Genomic DNA, 18,044 nt, shown 5'->3' on the forward strand with positions numbered 1-18,044 from the left:
GTCTAAATGAAAACTGAAATGTTAGCCATGATCCTAGCAGGAGGGCAAGGGACCCGTCTAGGAAAACTTACTAAAAACATCGCCAAACCGGCAGTTCCCTTTGGTGGTCGGTACCGCATTATCGATTTTACTTTGAGTAATTGTGCCAATTCTGGGATTCGTAATGTCGGGGTTGTGACACAGTACCAACCCTTGACATTGAATAGTCATATCGGCAATGGGGCAAGCTGGGGCTTGGATCGGATTAATTCCGGGGTTACCATTTTGCAGCCTTACTCCAGCTCGGAAGGAAGCAAGTGGTTTGAAGGAACCGCCCATGCGATTTACCAAAACATCGATTATATCGATGAAATGGACCCTCAATATGTGTTGATTCTATCCGGGGACCACATTTACAAGATGGACTATGAAGAAATGTTGGAAACTCACAAACAGAACAATGCTTCTTTATCGGTAGCGGTAATCGAAGTTCCTATGGATGAAGCATCGCGTTTTGGAATTATGAATACGGACGAAAACGACCGGATTATTGAATTTGAAGAAAAACCAGAACAGCCGAAAAACAACTTGGCTTCCATGGGGATTTACATCTTTAACTGGGGCCGTCTGCGCAATGTCTTGATGAACAGCTACACCAAAGACGGTCAGATGATCGACTTTGGGAAACACGTGATTCCTTCTTATTTGGATAGTGGGGAAAACGTCTATGCCTATCGCTTCCAAGGCTATTGGAAAGACGTGGGTACGATTGATTCCTTGTGGGAAGCCAATATGGAATTTATCGAACCAGAGATGGACTTGGATATTCGGGACAAATCTTGGCGAGTGTATTCCAAAAATCCGATTTCACCACCGCATTTCTTAACGGAAACCGGTTCGGTGAATGACTCCTTAATCTCAGACGGCTGCTACATCGCTGGAGCCATTGAACATTCGATTTTATCCGAGGATGTTCAGATTAAGAGTGGTTCTGAAGTGAGTGACTCCGTGATTATGTCTGGAGCGACCATTGGGAAAAATGTCCGCATTCATCGGGCAATTATTGGCGAAAATGCCATTATCGGCGACAATGCCGTAATCGACGGCAGCGAAGAAATCGAAGTCGTTGGGTATTCTGAAGTGATTGGGGTGTCTGTAGATGAGAACTAATAAAATGTGTGCCATTATGGGGAATTTGACCCGTTTTAAAGAATTATTGCCGTTAACGGAAAACCGGCCAATCGCCACCTTACCTTTTGACTGCAAATATCGCTTAATCGACTTTAACTTATCCAGTATTGTCAATGCGAATATCAATACCATCTTCATGGTCTTTAATGATGATGAAACTCAGTCGGTCTTTGATCATATCGGTGGGGGCAAAGAGTGGAATTTAGACGGTGTACAAAACCGTTTCTTTATCAATGTTTACCAAGATTTGTTAAAACAAAAAGCGGAACACAAAGCTTACTATGAAAAGGTCATCGACTATTTGAAAAAATCAAAGTCGGAATACGTGGTCTTTATGGGTAGCAAGATGCTGTGCAACATCGACTTGCGGGCGGTGCTGAAAATCCACCAAATGCAAAAAAATGATATGACCGTAGTCTACAAACGAGTGGGCAAAGACAACATTCACCCAAGCGATCTGCTGCTAGATGTGGCAGCAGATGGCAAAATCACCGAAACGATGATTGCCAAAGATACGACCCTTGGAGAAAAGAACAACTTGGCCATGGATATCTACATTATGCAAACCCAAGCTTTGATTGAAGCATTATCCGTAGGGCAAAATACCAATGCTTCGGTGAACTTGGAAACTTTCTTCCGTAACTTAGTGGGTACGGTAAACAGCTCTAGCTACGAATACACCGGCTATTTGAGCAATATTTACGATGTGGAAACCTACTTCCAAGCAAACATGGACATGTTGGATCCGAAGAAATTCAACTCCTTGTTGTATTCCAATCAAAAAATCTACACCAAGTTGAAAAACGAAGTGCCAACGTATTACTCCGATAGTTCTCAGGTAGAAAATAGCCAGTTTGCTTCCGGAAGCATTATCGAAGGCACGGTGAAAGACTCCTTGGTATCTCGTCAAGCCTTCGTACATCCCGATGCAGTAGTGGAAAATGCCATTCTTTTGGCCAACAACAATATTGGAGAAGGCGCCGTGGTTCGCCATGCGATTCTAGATAAAAATGTTGCCGTTGAAGCCGGCGTGAAAGTCATCGGTACACCAACCCATCCAGTAGTCTTGAAAAAAGATAGCTATGTAATTTCGGATATTTATGGAGGAGAGTAATTTGAAGATACTCTTTGCAGCAGCGGAATGTGCACCATTTTTTAAAACCGGGGGCTTAGGAGACGTGGCCGCCGCCTTACCAAAGGAATTGGTGAAAAAAGGCTTGGACTGTCGTGTGGTCCTGCCTTTTCACCACAAAATGTCACCAGAACTACGGGAGCAATGTGAAGATTTGTTTCATTTTACGGTGTCCGTAGGCTGGCGCAATCAATACTGTGGCATTAAGCGCCTAGTCTATGCTGGGGTGACCTATTATTTTATCGACAATGAGTATTACTTTGCTCGGGATGGGCTGTATGGGTACGACGATGATGGGGAACGCTTTGCTTTCTTCCAGTTGGCAATTATGGAGATGATGGAACGGGTACACTTTATCCCAGATGTCCTCCATGCCAATGACTATCACACTGCTTTGTTGCCATTTTTGGTGAAAGAAAAGTACCGTTGGATTCAATCCTACAATGAAATCAAGACCATCTTGACGATTCACAATATTGAATTTCAAGGATGGTATGCTGGGGATAAGTTGGCGGATTGGTTCGGTGTGGGAATGGAACGCTATGAAGACGGCACACTGCGCATGAACAACTGCCTGAATTATATGAAAGGTGGCATTTTGTACGCAGACCGAGTGAATACCGTTAGCCCAACTTATGCCCAAGAGATTCAAACACCGGAATTTGGTGCAGGCCTGGATGTAATCTTGCGCATGGAATCCGGCAAGTTATCCGGTATTGTTAATGGCATTGATTACGACGCAAACAATCCAGAAACCGATCCTTTGATTGCCCATCATTTTACGGCTAGTGATTTGACTGGCAAAAAGGCTAACAAAGCAGACTTACAAAAAGCCATGGGACTACCGGTAAAAGATGTGCCTTTACTAGCGGTGGTTAGTCGTTTGACCCGTCAAAAAGGCTTCCATCTTTTATTAGAGGAATTGCCAAGTCTCTTGCAACAAGAGATGCAGCTGGTATTGTTAGGTACCGGGGATTATGACTTTGAGCAAGCCTTTAAAGGGTATGCCCAAGCCTTTCCGGACAAAATTTCTGCCAATATCACTTTTGACGTGGCCTTAGCTCAAAGAATGTATGCGGGGGCGGATATCTTCTTGATGCCATCTGCATTTGAGCCTTGTGGACTTTCTCAGATGATGGCTATGCGTTATGGCACCTTACCAGTGGTTCATGAAATCGGTGGCTTACGGGATACGGTGACGCCGTTTAATCCGGTAACTGGTAGGGGGACAGGTTTCGGCTTCCAAGATTTCAGTGGCTATCAGTTTATGAAAGCTATGGAGAAAGCCGTAACCTTGTATCGGGACAAACCGGTTTGGCAACAAGTGATGAAACAAGCCATGGAGCAAGATTTTAGCTGGCAGACCGCTTGCAATGCTTACTTGGCTTTGTATGAAGAAGTAGTGACAAATTAATGAAGGGCTGTGCGTCAAACCCCAGCAGTTTGGTGTCGACTTTGTCTCTTTTAACAAGATGAAGTGCGATGCGACAAGATACCTGCTGGGGATTGACCGCAGTCTTTTTCCAATATAAAGGGGAGTATTTGTAAATGGAGATGACGAAGGAAGAATTTAAAAAAGAACTGCAACAACGACTAAAGGAAAAGTACGCCATGGACATCAATGACGCTTCCTCTCAGGAACTGTACAATGTCTTAGGGAGCGTGGTAAAAGCGTATTATTCCGATGCTTGGAGCAATACCTGGAAAGATTATTTGGAAGATGGCCAGAAGCAAGCCTATTATTTTTCCATTGAATTTTTACCAGGGAAAATGCTAAAAAGTAACCTTTTGAATATGGGAATTTTAGAGACAGTGGAAGCTGGTTTGGCTGATCTTGGCGTCTCTTTGGATGAGTTAGCCCAAGTGGAGCAGGATATGGCCTTAGGAAACGGCGGGCTAGGACGACTGGCTTCTTGTTTCATGGACTCCATTGCTTCTTGTGGCTTGCCGGGTAATGGCAATGGGATTCGTTACGATTATGGCTTATTTAAGCAGCGGTTTGTGGATGGGTACCAAGTGGAGTTGCCAGACGAGTGGTTGCGTAATGGCAATACCTGGGAAGTCCGGAAAGAATCCAAAGCAGTGGATGTGCTGTTTGGGGGCAATGTCTATTTAGCAGAAGACACTGACGGTCAGTTGCGTCCGGTCTATGAAGGAGCTCGTCGTTTGCGGGCAGTGCCTTATGACACGGCGGTTTTAGGGTATCAAAATCACTTGGTAAACACGTTGCGTCTGTGGAGTGTGGAAATTCCTGAATCGGAAGAAGACCATTACCGCAGCATTGAAGACCGGCGAGCATTTGAGGATTTGACCGCGGTCTTGTATCCAGATGATTCCAATGAACGGGGCCGGCAAACGCGCCTGTGGCAGGAATATTTCTTTGTTTCGGCAGGCGTTCAGAGTATCATTCGCTATTATTTGCGCTTAAATAAACCACTGGACGTTTTAAATGAGTACGTGGCGATTCACATTAATGATACCCATCCAGCTCTATGTATCCCGGAAATGATGCGAATTTTAATGGACGAGCACGGCATGTCTTGGGAAAAGGCCTTCAATGTAACAGTGAAAGTCATGAGCTACACCAATCACACCATTATGGCAGAAGCACTGGAAAAATGGCCGGTGGCTTTAATGAAAGAAAATCTACCTCGGATGTACCAAATTATCGAAGAACTCGACCGTCGCTTTGTAAATGAATTGACCATTTGCTATCCGGAAAATCCTGAGTTGATTCAACGGACTCGGATCATTCAAAATGAGCAAGTACACATGGCCCATTTGGCGATTATTTGTAGCCATAGCACCAATGGCGTGGCGAAACTTCACTCAGACCTTTTGAAAGAAGTCGTGCTTCATGACTTTTATCAATTGTTCCCAGAACGCTTCAATAATAAGACCAATGGAATTGCCCAACGACGCTGGTTGCAATTGGCAAATCCCAAATTATCCAAAGTCTTGGATCAGACCATTGGCACCACTTGGCGGAAAACTCCAGGGGATTTGAAGTTGTTGCAAAACTATGTGGAGGATCAGACGGTTCTTGATCAGTTAGCAGAGGCTAAGAAAAGCAACAAACAGCGATTGGCCAGCTATATCGAAGAGACAACGGGGATTACCGTTTCCCCAGAGGCGATTTTCGATGTGCAAATCAAACGATTGCACGCCTATAAGCGTCAGTTGTTAAATCTTTTGCATATCTTGAAACTCTACTTCGACTTGAAAGACGATCCGAAGAAAGTCCAAGAATCTCGGCTCTTCATTTTTGGGGCAAAAGCGGCACCAAGCTATACTTACGCTAAATCTATCATTAAAGCTATCAATGAAGTGGCAAATCTAATCAACAACGATCCAGACATTAACGGACGCATTAAAGTGGTCTTCTTGGAAAACTACAACGTGCATTTGGCAGAGCTAATCATTCCGGCGGCAGATGTCAGTGAGCAGATTTCCCTAGCGTCTAAGGAAGCTTCCGGCACTAGTAATATGAAGCTAATGCTAAATGGTGCAATTACCTTAGCAACCTTAGATGGGGCCAATGTGGAAATCCGGGATGCCGTGGGAGATGACAATGTGGTAATCTTTGGCATGACCGAACGGGAAGTTTACCAGTATTACGAGCGTCAAGATTATGTAGCGAAGGATTATTATGACCAGTCCCCAGTGCTACAACGAATTTTAAACGCCTTTGTGGATGGCACGATTCCAAATATTTACTTTGAAGGCCGGGAAATTTTCGATTCCTTACTCAAACACAATGACGAATATTTTGTCTTGCGAGACTTTGATGCCTACGTGAAAGCCCAAGAAAAAATTGACGGCTTGTACCGGGATCAACACCATTGGCAGCAAATGAGCTTGATGAACATTGCCAACGCTGGGCGTTTTTCCGCAGACGATACGATGATGCGTTACGCCGAAGAGATTTGGCACATTGAACCAGTGGAACAATATTCGAAAAAGAAGGGGTAATGGGCAATGGGGGAAATTTATTACAATCCATGGAAATCAGCGTATAAGTCTCCCTTTGGCGCGATTCAAGAAGGACAGAGTGCCCGTTTTGGTTTTTTAGGTGCTGATTCGGGAATTGATCAAGTCTATCTGGTGATAGAACCAGAAGGGCAAAAGGCTTATCGCATTAAGATGACACCACAAGAGAATGGCTTTTTTCAGACGGAGTTTGCCTTTACTGATGGGAAGGGCTTGTACTTTTACCACTTTGAACTGGAGTACCTTTCGGCCAATCAGCAACGTTTTACCCGTTATTATGGCTGGAGCGGGGAAAATGGCCATGGGGAAGTGCGGGATTATTTGAAGGAATGCATGAATTATCAAGTAACGTGCTATCAGAAGGCCGAAAAAGCCCCAGACTGGTATCGTCAGGCGGTTTTTTATCAGATTTTCCCAGATCGGTTCTTCAATGGCAATCCGGACGGTCACGTGAACAATCCCAAAGAGAATACCTTCTTATACGGGGATTTACGGGACGATCCTATGTATATTAAAGATGCCCAAGGAGAAGTTTTACGGTGGGATTTTTATGGTGGGAATTTCGCCGGGATTCAGGCGAAGATTCCGTATTTGAAAGAACTAGGAGTCAATGCCTTGTATCTAAATCCCATCTTTGAGGCTCGTAGTAATCATCGCTATGATACGGCGGATTATTTGAAGGTCGATCCGATTTTAGGGACGGAAGCGGAGTTTCAAGAGCTACTGGATACTTTGCATCAAGAAGGCTTTCGTGTGATTTTGGACGGAGTCTTTAGCCACGTGGGGCGCCACAGCCGCTACTTCAACTACGATGGTGCGTACGGCCCTGGAGTCGGCGCTTATCAAGACATTAAGAGTCCGTATTTTCCTTGGTTTACCTTTTTGAACTATCCCAATGAGTATCGCTCCTGGTGGGGAGTCAAAGACTTACCAGAAGTCAATAAGGAGAATGAAGAGTTTCAGCGCTTTATCTATGGGGCTAAGGGTGTCTTAAGTAAGTGGAATCAAATGGGCTTAGACGGTTGGCGATTGGATGTGGCAGACGAATTACCGGATGAATTTATCGCCGGGATTCGCAACAATCTGGATCACTATGAAGACAAGGTTTTGTTAGGAGAAGTCTGGGAAGATGCTTCAAACAAAGTTTCCTATGGCGTTCGACGGCAATACATTTTAGGGGACCATTTGCATGGGGTGATGAATTATCCTTTGCGTAGTGCGACCATTGACTTCTTAATGGAAAATTGTAGTCCGGAAGACATCGCCTTGGTTTTCACCCGGTTGCAGGAAAATTATCCCCGAGAAGTCTTCTACAATAGTCTGAATAATATCGGTACTCATGATACGGAGCGAATTTTATCTCAGTTAGAGGGAGATTATGAGAAGCTTTCCTTAGCTTTCGCGCTTTTGGTGACTTTTCCTGGCGTACCGTGTATTTATTACGGGGATGAAGCAGGGCTTACGGGAGGTAAAGACCCGGACAATCGGAAGTTCTTTCCGTGGGGGCGAGTGGATGAGACTTGCTATCGAGAGTGTCGCAAGTGGTTGGCTTTGCGCAAGGAAAATCACTTGCTTCAAGGAGGAGAATTCGGCTTGATTTACAGTGAGCGCCTACTAGGCGTTTTGCGCTACGATGAGACGCAGTTTATTCTCACCGTGCTTAATCCTTTAGGGGTGGAAGTCATCGTGTCGGCAAAGGACTTTGCGGCTTTTCGGGAGTTGCCACTGACCAGAGAACGCTTGGCCGAACTTTTGGAAGGACAGCGCATTCGGGCTCATGGTTCTTATGTAATCGAAGGAGAATTGTCAGAATAAAGAGGAGAGTTCTCCTGATTTTGCATTTTGTGGTAGAATAAGGCAAAGCCAGAAACAAAGGATGAGACTTATGAGTAACTACAATGAGATCAAGCGGAAAAACTACCGCTTTCCAGCTTATGATGACAACGAAGGGGTAAAACTGCACCGAGAAGGCAAGCGCAATCTCTTCGCCAACGACCGCAGTTGGTTGACCCCAAATACTGCTGCAAGCTCGAAACCAGCAAATACCGTAGCTGATACGACGAATAGCCGTAGCACTGACAATCAAGACGAACGCACTTTGCGCCGTTCTCGAAAAGAAACTTTGGACAAGCAAGGTTTGACGATTCGTCAACAGACTGAATTACAAAAACACCGGGACAATTTACCGGATTACAGCAAAAAAATCACTACGGAAACCGATGCGGTGGGGCGAACTTCTCTGTTTGGGAAAGACCCTCGGAAATCGGCTTTGCGCAATCCAGCGACACCGAAGAAAACCGATGATTCCCTAAAACGGGAGTATTCTGGTCGTTCTTACTTCGTGCCTAAGTATATTCCGGCTTCTGTTCTTCCAGATGAGTCTAATAGTAAAGATTCTGGAGTCACTTCGGAGGAACTGTTAACTTCTTTGAAAAAGCCTCAAGACAGCTATTTGATGTTTGATCAAGAGGTCTCTGCGTATCAAGAAAAGCGCAAGGAAGACCCCACGGTGAAGAAATTCCCAGCAACCGAGGTCAATGAGGAAGAACCAGCAACGAAACGTAAAGGAATTTTAGAGCGTGGCTTGCAAGGTTTGATTCATGACGAAACGGTGAATCCAAAGAATAAGGGTTACTTTACGAAGAAGGGATAAGGCAGATGGAAGCATACGAAACGCAGTTGGATAAGCTTAAATCTGGCGAAATCGAGAAAATCGAAGTGAGTCTGGAACAATTCATGTTGTTTCGGGAAGTTTGGTTAACCAGAGAAGATCGCAAATACTTTGTAGGCGAAGCACATCATAACGGGAGTGTCACCTATCGTTACGATCCTACTGTTCTATAGAAAAACTCCGAGGCAAAGAGGCCTCGGAGTTTTTTATTCTTCAGGGGTACTTACGAGCAGCAGTGTTTATTTTTGATTGCGCCACAGGATAAATAGGTTTCCTAGCCAGTCTAGGGCAATGCCAATGACGATGCCAATCACAAAGCCAAAGACCAAGTTGTCCTTCACAAGACCGATACAGATGCCGATTAAGAGCCCTAGGGCGGTAAACTCGCCATCAAAGTGTTCTTTTTCCATCGTGCAGACTCCTTTTTCTTGAAATGTTATTGACAAATAAAGGGGGGATTGGTACGATTAAACAGTCGCCAGTGGCACATGCGGAAGTGGCGGAATGGCAGACGCGCAACGTTGAGGTCGTTGTGAGCAATAGCTCGTGTGGGTTCGACTCCCATCTTCCGCATTTCTTTTGAGGTTTCCTGATCAGGGAACCTCTTTTTTTGTGCCTTTTTTTCAATGAATTGAAAAAGGTAAAGAAAATCTAATGAAAACACCAAGATTTGCCGGAAAAATGACTTCTATAAGTCATTGGAAAATGTTGCTAAATACTATTATATCAGGATTTCTTGAGAAAAGTGACAAAACTGAAAGACTAATGTCAGTCATATCATTCTGATTGTAACAAGAATATCTCGTAGAATGTAGTCAAAGAAGCGGAGGGAATTTTCATGAAAAAAGTAATGATTACATTAGGTGTACTAGCAGTCCTCATAATCGGAGGCATTTCTGTGGCCCAAAAGGTCATTATGGGGGGCACACCTTATTATGTTCAGATCACCACAGACGGAGAGAAGATTGACGAAAAAGACGATGCAGGAAAGCCTATGGTTACCTATCGTTACCAACTGACCGGTTACGATAAAGAAGGGAGTGGTAAAGAATTGACCTTTGATTCTTTTCAAGCACGGCCATTGAGAAAAGAAGCCTACCTAAAAGTTATCTGGAATAAAAACAAAGGGGTAACCAGCTGGGAAGAAGTTCAAAAAGATGAAATCCCTAGTAAAGCCCAAGCAAAACTGGATTAGAAAGGATGAAAGAAATGGAAACGGTCATTAGTGTAAAAGACGTCAAGAAAAGCTACGGTACAACCAAAGAAAAAATCACGGAGGCCCTAAAAGGGATTACCTTCGATGTATCTAAGGGAGACTTTATCGGGATTATGGGGGCTTCCGGTTCAGGGAAATCAACCCTTTTGAATCTTTTGTCCACAATCGACAAACCAACCTCTGGCGAAATTTTTATCAACCAAAGAGACGTAACTACTTTAAAGGGGGATGAACTATCGGATTTTCGAGGCCGGGAAATCGGCTTCGTCTTTCAAGAGTTTAATTTATTGGAAAACTTAACTGCTTATGAAAATATTGCGGTGCCATTATCCTTACAAGGGGAAAAGCCTAAAACGATTCGCAAAAAAATCATGGCCGTAGCCAAACGTTTGTCCATTGAAGCCATTTTGGATCAATACCCAGCGGCTTTGTCCGGGGGGCAAAAACAGCGAGTGGCCTCTGCCCGGGCTTTGGTAGGGGAACCGACGATTTTGTTTGGGGATGAGCCAACCGGGGCATTGGACTCCAACAGCGCCAAAGACTTGCTCAACATGATGAAAGACTTAAACGAAAATGATCACGTGTCAATTTTACTAGTAACCCATGACCCATTGTCCGCTAGTTATTGTCAAAAGATCTTGTTTATCAAAGATGGCATGATTCACCAGGAACTTCGTCGCGAAAACCAGTCTCAAACGGACTTTTATCGGCAAATCCTGAATATCTTAGGCAATTTGGAACAATAAGGAGGATTTGCAATGCTTTTGAAACTTTCGATTAGCGGAATTAAAGCTCGTCTGCGGGATTATCTCGTTTTGTTTTCCGGCTTATTAGTAGCTTCCGGGATCTTTTATATGTTTGAGTCACTGGCTAGTAACAAAGCCTTTTTGGAGGCCAATACCACTGTTTCTTATGTGGTCATCATCTTTCGACTAGGCTCGGTTTTATTGGCAATCATTACCTTTGTCTACATCCTTTATGCCAATTCCTTCTTACTGAATATGCGGCAAAAAGAGTACGGGATGTTTCTGATGTTGGGGGCAAAGGTTAAAAAGATTGCACAATTAATCTTTTTAGAGACTTTTTTAGTGGGCTTTTTGGCAACCTTGATGGGCTCTTTAGTAGGAATTGCACTGACGAAAGGCGTCAGTCTGATTTTAATCAATCAACTGCAACTGAGTTTGACCCATTTCCAACCAGTTAGTCCAAAGGCGTTATTGGAGACCATCGTCTTCTTTAGCATCCTGTTTTTCTTAGCGGCGGTCTTCAATGCCCAGCAGATTCGCAAAAAAACTTTACTCAGTCTTTTAAAAGACGGCAGTACGCCGGCTCCGGGAAAACGGAATTTGTTCGGCTTGTTGTTACAATCATTGATTGGGATTGGGTTATTAGCAGCGGGCTATTACCTAATGAGCGATTTAGTTCGTTTTCAAATAGCGGGAATCTTTGGGGCACTCTTCACCATTTTAGGGGGGACGTTTCTAATCTTCCATGCGCTCTTGTTGGTCTTTGTAAATGGCTTAAAAAACCGGCCAAACGTAGCGTTTCGCAGACTGAATAACTTTACTCTTTCCCAGTTAAACTTTCGTTTGCAAGACTACAGTCGCGTGCTCTCTTTAGTAGCCATGCTTTTTGCCTTGGCCCTAGGTGCCTTGACCGTGGGGATTGGGTTTAAAAATGACATTATGAAAATCACGAAGCAAAGTACCGCCTATGACTTGGTGTTAAACAATTCCCAAGCTGTATCTGCTGGGGAATTGAGTAAGCTGGACATTACCAAAGAAGCTACCTATCAGCAAAAAAGCGATGGCACAACACTGTACTATAACCAGGCTGATTTCGATCAAGAACCTTTATTAATCACGGATTATGGGGTGAAAGGGTATCAACGAGTCTCTGGGGAAGAACTGGTAAAAGACCTTAACAAGCAAGATGAACTACGGAATTTAGAGACTCCTGAGCGCCAAGCTTTAAATCTTCAAATTCTGAGTCCTAGTGATTTTGCGGCCTTAAACTTACCCACGACTGAGTTAAAAGTGATTCAAGTAAAAGACTTTGCCGACTCAATTCCGCAATTGAAGAAGTTGGTAAAAATCAACGAGAAAAACAATCCTGGACTAAACTCAGAACAAGGCTATACCCAACGAGTGGTGGTTTACGAGTTGTTTAACAGTTTTTATTCTGGCTTTGAATTCATGGGCTTCTTCTTAGGGATTGCCTTTTTGACCATGCTGGCTAGTTGCTTGATGTTCAAAATCTTATCTGGAGCGAGTCAAGACATTCAACGCTACCAAATGCTGCAAAAAATCGGTGCTCGCCAAAAACTTTTAAAAGGCTCCATCAAAAAAGAACTAGGCTTGCTCTTTTTAGCACCAGGAATTGTCGGTGCCATTCACGTACTGTTTGGTTTGAAGATGTTTACTACATTACTGCAAAATCCTTACAATGGGATCGTGTTACCCTTTGCCTTGTTCGGAATCATCTATGCCGGCTACTATCTGTTAACGGTCAAATTATATGAAAAAATTGTCTTGCCACCACTTAAAAAATAAGCGTTCTTCTGAGCAATTTTCTGTTGCAATTTCCGATTTCCTCGATTAAAGTTGTTGATAACATCTGTAAAAGAAAAGGAGTGGGCGCCATGCGGCAATACGAAAAATCACAAAAGCTAGAAGGGGTCAGCTATGATGTGCGAGGGCCCGTGTTGGAAGAAGCGGAGCGGATGCAAGAAGAGGGGATTAGCATCTTAAAGCTAAACACCGGCAATCCCGCTCCCTTTGGTTTTGAGGCGCCCAACGAGATTATTCGCGATTTAATCTTAAACGTTCGGGAATCAGAAGGTTACTCCGAGTCTAAGGGCATCTTTGCCGCTAGAAAAGCGATTCAGCAAGATTGCCAGTTAAAAGGATTTCCAAATGTCGATATTAACGATATCTATACTGGAAATGGCGTGAGCGAACTGATCACCATGTCCATGCAAGGATTGTGTAACAATGGGGACGAAGTTTTGGTTCCCATGCCTGATTACCCCTTGTGGACGGCTTCCGTCTCCTTAGCCGGGGGCAAGCCGGTGCACTATGTCTGTGACGAGGAAAGTGAATGGTATCCAGACCTTGCAGATATGCGAAAGAAAATCACCCCGAAAACAAAAGCCATTGTGGTAATCAATCCTAACAATCCAACCGGGGCTCTGTATCCTCGAGAAATTTTGGAAGGGATTGTGGAGTTGGCCCGGGAGTTTGACCTCTTGCTATTCTCTGATGAAATCTATGATCGTTTGATTATGGATGGCCTAACGCATATTCCTTTGGCGACACTGGCACCAGATCGAATGGTGGTTACTTTAAACGGTTTGTCTAAGTCGCACCGAGTGGCAGGCTTTAGAGTGGGCTGGATGGTACTTTCCGGTGACAAATCTGGAGCAAAAGACTATATTGAAGGCTTAAACATGCTGTCTTCCATGCGGTTGTGTTCTAATGTCTTAAGCCAGCAGATTATTCAAACGGCTTTAGGCGGCTATCAAAGTGTGGATGAACTGCTCTTGCCAGGGGGGCGGATTTATGAGCAGCGGGAATACATCTACCAAGCGATTAACGATATTCCTGGATTATCGGCGGTAAAACCGAAAGCAGCCTTTTACATCTTCCCGAAAATCGATACCAAGCGTTTTAATATTGTGAACGATGAGCAGTTTGTTTTAGACTTCTTACACGAGCATCATATCCTTTTGGTACACGGCGGGGGCTTTAATTGGCAACAGCCGGATCATTTCCGCATTGTGTACTTGCCTAAAATGGATGATTTGAAGACTACTACGGCAGCTATGCGGGAGTTTTTGGCAACCTATCGCCAAAAGCCGTAAACAATCAAATAAGAAAGACAAGACTGTCACACAATATTTATTGAATAAGCACAGAAACGTGGGGAAGCCCCTGTTTCTGTGCTTTTTGCTGTGTCCAGCAATTTTTAGATTCTTTCGATTGGGGTGAAGCCTTCTATTTGAGGGGCGAGGAAAGGATTATGAAGAGGGCACTATAATGAAAATTACAATCTATTTTCATATAAAACAATCATTAATGGTGTTTCATTGTTGATAAAATCAGGAATACATGCTATATTCACAAATGTAAGTGATACAGAATTTAAGGAGATGTAGTACAGTGAGCGCAAAAGGTTCTGAAATTATTGTTAATACATTGGAAAATCATAACGTCCCTTTTATCTTCGGTATTCCCGGAGCTAAAATTGATGGGGTATTCGATACATTGGAAGATCACGGGCCACAATTGATTCTAGCTCGTCATGAACAAAACGCGGCATTTATGGCCCAAGCAATTGGCCGTTTGACCGGAGAACCTGGCGTCGTGATCGCTACTAGCGGACCGGGAGCAAGTAATTTGGCCACAGGCTTAGTTACGGCTACGGCAGAAGGCGATCCTGTCGTGGCACTGGCCGGGCAAGTAAAACGGGCGGATTTATCGAAATTAACCCACCAAAGTATGGACAATGCGGCACTCTTTGCGCCAATTACCAAATACAGCTCTGAGATTCAAGATCCAGAAAATTTATCAGAAAGTATCGCCAATGCTTTTCGAATTGCGAAAACGGCTAAAAAAGGAGCCAGTTTTCTTTCTATTCCCCAAGATGTGACCGATGGGGAAGTTAATGGAGCGGCGATTAAACCCTTGTCAGCACCGATTTTAGGGGCCCCTGCCGATGCAGCAATCGATGACTTAATTCAAAGGATTCAAGAAGCGAAACTGCCCACTTTGTTAGTAGGGATGCGCGCATCCAGTGAAAAAGAAACTCAAGCAATCCGCCAATTGGTTGCCAAAACAGGCTTACCCGTGGTGGAAACTTTCCAAGGGGCCGGGATTATTTCCCGAGATTTGGAAGAACACTTCTTTGGTCGAGTAGGTTTGTTCCGAAATCAACCGGGGGATATGTTGTTGAAGCGCAGTGACTTGGTAATCGCCGTGGGTTATGATCCCATTGAATATGAGGCACGGAACTGGAATGCAGAGAAAGACGCTCGTATCGTAGTCATCGATGAAGTCCCTATGGAAATCGACCAATATATGCAGCCGGAAGTGGAACTAATTGGGAGCATCGCGCAAACCATTGAAAAATTAAGTGAAAGAATCATGGACTATCATTTATCAGGGGACGTGGCGGATTACTTGGCTACGCTTCAAGAAAAACTCTCAAACGGAGATAAAAATTTTGAAGCGGTAGCCGGCCGTGTGCATCCACTGGAAGTCATTGACGTGCTTCAAAAAGCAGTTACCGATGAAATGACCGTTACCGTGGATGTGGGAAGTCACTATATTTGGATGGCACGCCATTTTCGCAGTTATGAACCGCGGCATTTGCTGTTTAGTAATGGGATGCAAACCTTAGGCGTGGCTCTCCCATGGGCGATTTCTGCGGCTTTGGTTCGGCCTAATACGCAAATCTTCTCCGTTTCTGGTGATGGCGGCTTCCTTTTTTCCGCCCAAGAGTTGGAAACCGCGGTTCGTTTGAAACAAAACATTATTCATTTGGTTTGGAATGACGGCAGTTATAACATGGTGGAATTCCAAGAAGAGATGAAATACAATCGTTCTTCTGGTGTTCATTTTGGCCCGGTGGATTTCGTGAAATACGCCGAAGCCTTTGGTGCCAAGGGGCTCAGAGCGACTACGAAAGCTGAGTTGGAAGCGGCGATTCAAGAAGGCTTAGCGACAGAAGGTCCGGTAATCATCGATATTCCAATCGATTATTCGGATAACAAAGAACTAGGCAAGACGATTTTACCGGATCAATTTTATTAAGAAATGGCCGCTAAAAGTTCGACGAATGTCTTGAAGTGAGAGGGAAGATTCATGATAGTCAAAGAAAAAAACTATATCTACCAACACGGAACACTTGGTGGATTAATGCAAGATTTAATGGACGGTACCGAAAAAATCGGGACGTTAGGAAACTATGGGGATTTTGGCCTTGGGACCTTGGAAGGCTCCAATGGTGAGGTGATTTTTCTAGATGGCGTGATTTATCATGCGGAGGAAACCGGAAAAATCAAGCAACTTACCGGAGAAGAATTGACCCCCTATGCTGCGGTTACCGATTTTAAAGCAGATCAAGAATTTGTTTTGTCCGAGATGTCGGACGAGGAAGTCAAAGGAATGATTCTAGAGAATATCAGTCACAATTTGTTTGCGGCGGTGAAAATCAGCGGCGTTTTTGAGCGAATGCACGTGCGGGTAGCACCAAAGCAAGTGAAGCCGTATCCTCGTTTTGTGGAGATTGCTCGGAATCAGCCCGAGTTTCACGCCGAACAAATTTCCGGGACGATTGTTGGCTTCTTTACGCCAAAGCTCTTTCACGGAGCTGCAGCGGCCGGTTTTCACTTGCATTTCATCAGTGATGATCACCAGTTTGGCGGCCATGTGCTAGACTTTGAGTTAGCCACAGGGCAGGTGGAATTAATGGAGTTAGCGGAGTTTCGCCAACACTTTCCTGTTGAAAATGCCGACTATTTAGCAAATGAAATCAGATTAGACGAGATTGCCAAAGATATCGAAGAAGCAGAGTAAAAAAGAGGTTGGCGCGCTAAAAGCGTGCCAACCTCTTTTGCTATATCGAGTCTGACTATGTTTGGCTTCACGAGTTCGTTTCTGCCTTCTTCATTTAGCTGTCAAGGCTGGTGAGTAGTTCGCAGTGTTTTTTACTGACTACCATACGCCCGGAGTATTTTTCAGAGATTTCTTCGTTGAATGGTTCTAAAACGTTGATGAGATAGGAGTTTTGATATTCTTGTTCCACCCATCCTTTGAAACTTTGTTCTTGCCATTTGAAAATAACGTTTGCTTTCATTTCCATTTTGCATTCCCCCTGTGTTTCACGAGTTTTAGACTGAAACCCCTCGATAAAAAGAACGGTTTCAGGTATTATGTAATAAAAAGGTATCAAAGTCTAATGCGAATCTGCATAAACCACTGATTGGGGGGATTGGGGATGAAGAACGATCTGTCTTTTGGGGAAGTTTTGAAAGGCCTGCGTAAGGAACGGAAGCTGACTCAAAAGATGCTCTCGCAAGGAATCTGCTCCCAAAGCGTACTTAGCCGAATCGAAAATGATGAAGAATTGCCGAATGTGCGGGTGATGCAGCAGTTGTGCCAGCGTTTAGGGGTCACGATTGACCAAGTCATGAACATGCAATCGGAGGAAATCCATCATTTGCATCGTTTGTTTGAGGAGATGACGTGTCTTTTCTTTCATAAGCAATACGAAAAATTGGGCAAGATTTTGTCTTCGGAAAATCTGTTAAATCAGATTTATTTGGATACGGATCTGCAACTGTATTACTACTTTTTAGGGAGTTGCCAGTTTTATGTGGAGGAGAATCCCGAATTAGCCTTGCAGTCTTTGAAGCAAGGATTGTCGTGCACCTTTAAACTGGACAAGTCGAATGTCTCCTCGATTGAAATTCAGTTGATCAGCTGTATTGGCCGGGTGTATGCAGAATTAGGGGAAATCGATTTGGCTCGGGAAAGCTTGAGCTACAGTCTGAAACTCTATGGGGAAATGCCCAGTCAGCGAATCTCCAATATGGCGGCTAAAATTTTTTACAATCACGCATATTTTTCCTATCATCAAGGGGAGTACCAAGCTGCTTGGGAGTTTGCAAAGGAAGGCATTACGGTAGCCCGGCGACAGAAGAGTTATTATTATTTGACGGATTTGTTTCACTTAATGGGGATGATTCACGATCAGCTAGTGGAAGTGACGGCTGGGGAGCAGTATTATCGTGCTTCGGAGGCGGTCCGCTTCATTCGCGACATCTCGAATCATTAAAATTTGCAAAATGGTGTAGACCTTTC

The 18,044-nt window shown here is 44.1% G+C and carries 16 protein-coding genes and 1 tRNA gene; 15 read left to right on the top strand and 2 right to left on the bottom strand.

Features of this window, described 5'->3' with window-relative positions; translation table 11 throughout:
- Positions 1-6 precede the first annotated feature (6 nt).
- The 7 genes from I579_RS09045 (at position 7) to I579_RS09075 (ending at position 9,136) form a co-directional block, all read left to right on the top strand.
- Positions 7-1,149, top strand: coding sequence for a glucose-1-phosphate adenylyltransferase (locus I579_RS09045; RefSeq protein WP_010753909.1), 1,143 nt, complete (start codon positions 7-9; stop codon positions 1,147-1,149).
- Positions 1,139-2,284, top strand: a complete 1,146-nt coding sequence (glgD, locus tag I579_RS09050; RefSeq protein ID WP_034810435.1) for a glucose-1-phosphate adenylyltransferase subunit GlgD — start codon at positions 1,139-1,141, stop codon at positions 2,282-2,284. Before I579_RS09045 ends, glgD begins: the two co-directional genes overlap by 11 nt.
- 1 nt (position 2,285) lies before the next feature.
- The gene (gene glgA / locus I579_RS09055; RefSeq protein ID WP_010753907.1) at positions 2,286-3,716 is read left to right on the top strand and encodes a glycogen synthase GlgA; all 1,431 of its coding nucleotides are present in this window, start codon (positions 2,286-2,288) and stop codon (positions 3,714-3,716) included.
- Between the two features lie 140 nt (positions 3,717-3,856).
- Entirely contained in the window at positions 3,857-6,274 is a 2,418-nt protein-coding gene (locus tag I579_RS09060; protein WP_174270016.1) for a glycogen/starch/alpha-glucan phosphorylase, read from the top strand.
- A gap of 6 nt (positions 6,275-6,280) precedes the next feature.
- A complete protein-coding gene (locus I579_RS09065) occupies positions 6,281-8,107 on the top strand; it encodes a glycoside hydrolase family 13 protein (RefSeq protein WP_010753905.1) in 1,827 nt (608 codons plus the stop codon).
- Positions 8,108-8,177: 70 nt separating this feature from the next.
- Positions 8,178-8,945, top strand: a complete 768-nt coding sequence (locus I579_RS09070) for a hypothetical protein (RefSeq protein WP_010753904.1) — start codon at positions 8,178-8,180, stop codon at positions 8,943-8,945.
- A gap of 5 nt (positions 8,946-8,950) precedes the next feature.
- Positions 8,951-9,136, top strand: coding sequence for a hypothetical protein (locus I579_RS09075; RefSeq protein WP_010753903.1), 186 nt, complete (start codon positions 8,951-8,953; stop codon positions 9,134-9,136).
- A gap of 66 nt (positions 9,137-9,202) precedes the next feature.
- On the opposite strand, the gene I579_RS12915 is transcribed toward I579_RS09075, so the two are convergent.
- Positions 9,203-9,373: a hypothetical protein gene (locus I579_RS12915; protein ID WP_010753902.1), complete on the bottom strand. Its 171-nt coding sequence runs from the start codon at positions 9,371-9,373 to the stop codon at positions 9,203-9,205.
- 80 nt (positions 9,374-9,453) lie between these two features.
- Between I579_RS12915 and I579_RS09080 the strand changes: the two genes are divergently transcribed.
- The 7 genes from I579_RS09080 to budA all read left to right on the top strand — a co-directional run bounded on the left by I579_RS09080 (position 9,454) and on the right by budA (position 16,757).
- A tRNA-Leu gene (locus I579_RS09080) sits at positions 9,454-9,536 on the top strand.
- A 265-nt stretch (positions 9,537-9,801) separates the two neighbouring features.
- The gene (locus I579_RS09085; RefSeq protein ID WP_010753901.1) at positions 9,802-10,158 is read left to right on the top strand and encodes a YxeA family protein; all 357 of its coding nucleotides are present in this window, start codon (positions 9,802-9,804) and stop codon (positions 10,156-10,158) included.
- 14 nt (positions 10,159-10,172) lie between these two features.
- Positions 10,173-10,925 (top strand): ABC transporter ATP-binding protein, encoded by a 753-nt coding sequence (locus I579_RS09090; protein ID WP_010753900.1) that lies wholly within the window; start codon positions 10,173-10,175, stop codon positions 10,923-10,925.
- Positions 10,926-10,937: 12 nt separating this feature from the next.
- On the top strand, positions 10,938-12,731 hold the full coding sequence (locus I579_RS09095) for an FtsX-like permease family protein (RefSeq protein WP_010753899.1): 1,794 nt from the start codon (positions 10,938-10,940) through the stop codon (positions 12,729-12,731).
- A gap of 89 nt (positions 12,732-12,820) precedes the next feature.
- Complete coding sequence (locus I579_RS09100) at positions 12,821-14,041, top strand: pyridoxal phosphate-dependent aminotransferase (protein ID WP_010753898.1); 1,221 nt, start codon at positions 12,821-12,823, stop codon at positions 14,039-14,041.
- A 298-nt stretch (positions 14,042-14,339) separates the two neighbouring features.
- Positions 14,340-15,992 carry an acetolactate synthase AlsS gene (gene alsS, locus I579_RS09105; protein ID WP_010753897.1) on the top strand — a complete coding sequence of 551 codons (1,653 nt, stop codon included), beginning with the start codon at positions 14,340-14,342 and terminating at the stop codon, positions 15,990-15,992.
- A 51-nt stretch (positions 15,993-16,043) separates the two neighbouring features.
- The gene (budA, locus tag I579_RS09110; protein ID WP_010753896.1) at positions 16,044-16,757 is read left to right on the top strand and encodes an acetolactate decarboxylase; all 714 of its coding nucleotides are present in this window, start codon (positions 16,044-16,046) and stop codon (positions 16,755-16,757) included.
- 94 nt (positions 16,758-16,851) lie between these two features.
- On the opposite strand, the gene I579_RS09115 is transcribed toward budA, so the two are convergent.
- Positions 16,852-17,043 carry a hypothetical protein gene (locus tag I579_RS09115; RefSeq protein ID WP_010753895.1) on the bottom strand — a complete coding sequence of 64 codons (192 nt, stop codon included), beginning with the start codon at positions 17,041-17,043 and terminating at the stop codon, positions 16,852-16,854.
- 135 nt (positions 17,044-17,178) lie between these two features.
- Between I579_RS09115 and I579_RS09120 the strand changes: the two genes are divergently transcribed.
- A complete protein-coding gene (locus I579_RS09120; protein WP_010753894.1) occupies positions 17,179-18,018 on the top strand; it encodes a helix-turn-helix domain-containing protein in 840 nt (279 codons plus the stop codon).
- Positions 18,019-18,044 lie beyond the last annotated feature (26 nt).

The sequence above is a fragment of the Enterococcus asini ATCC 700915 genome (assembly GCF_000407365.1).
Classification (GTDB): Bacteria; Bacillota; Bacilli; order Lactobacillales; family Enterococcaceae; genus Enterococcus_C; species Enterococcus_C asini.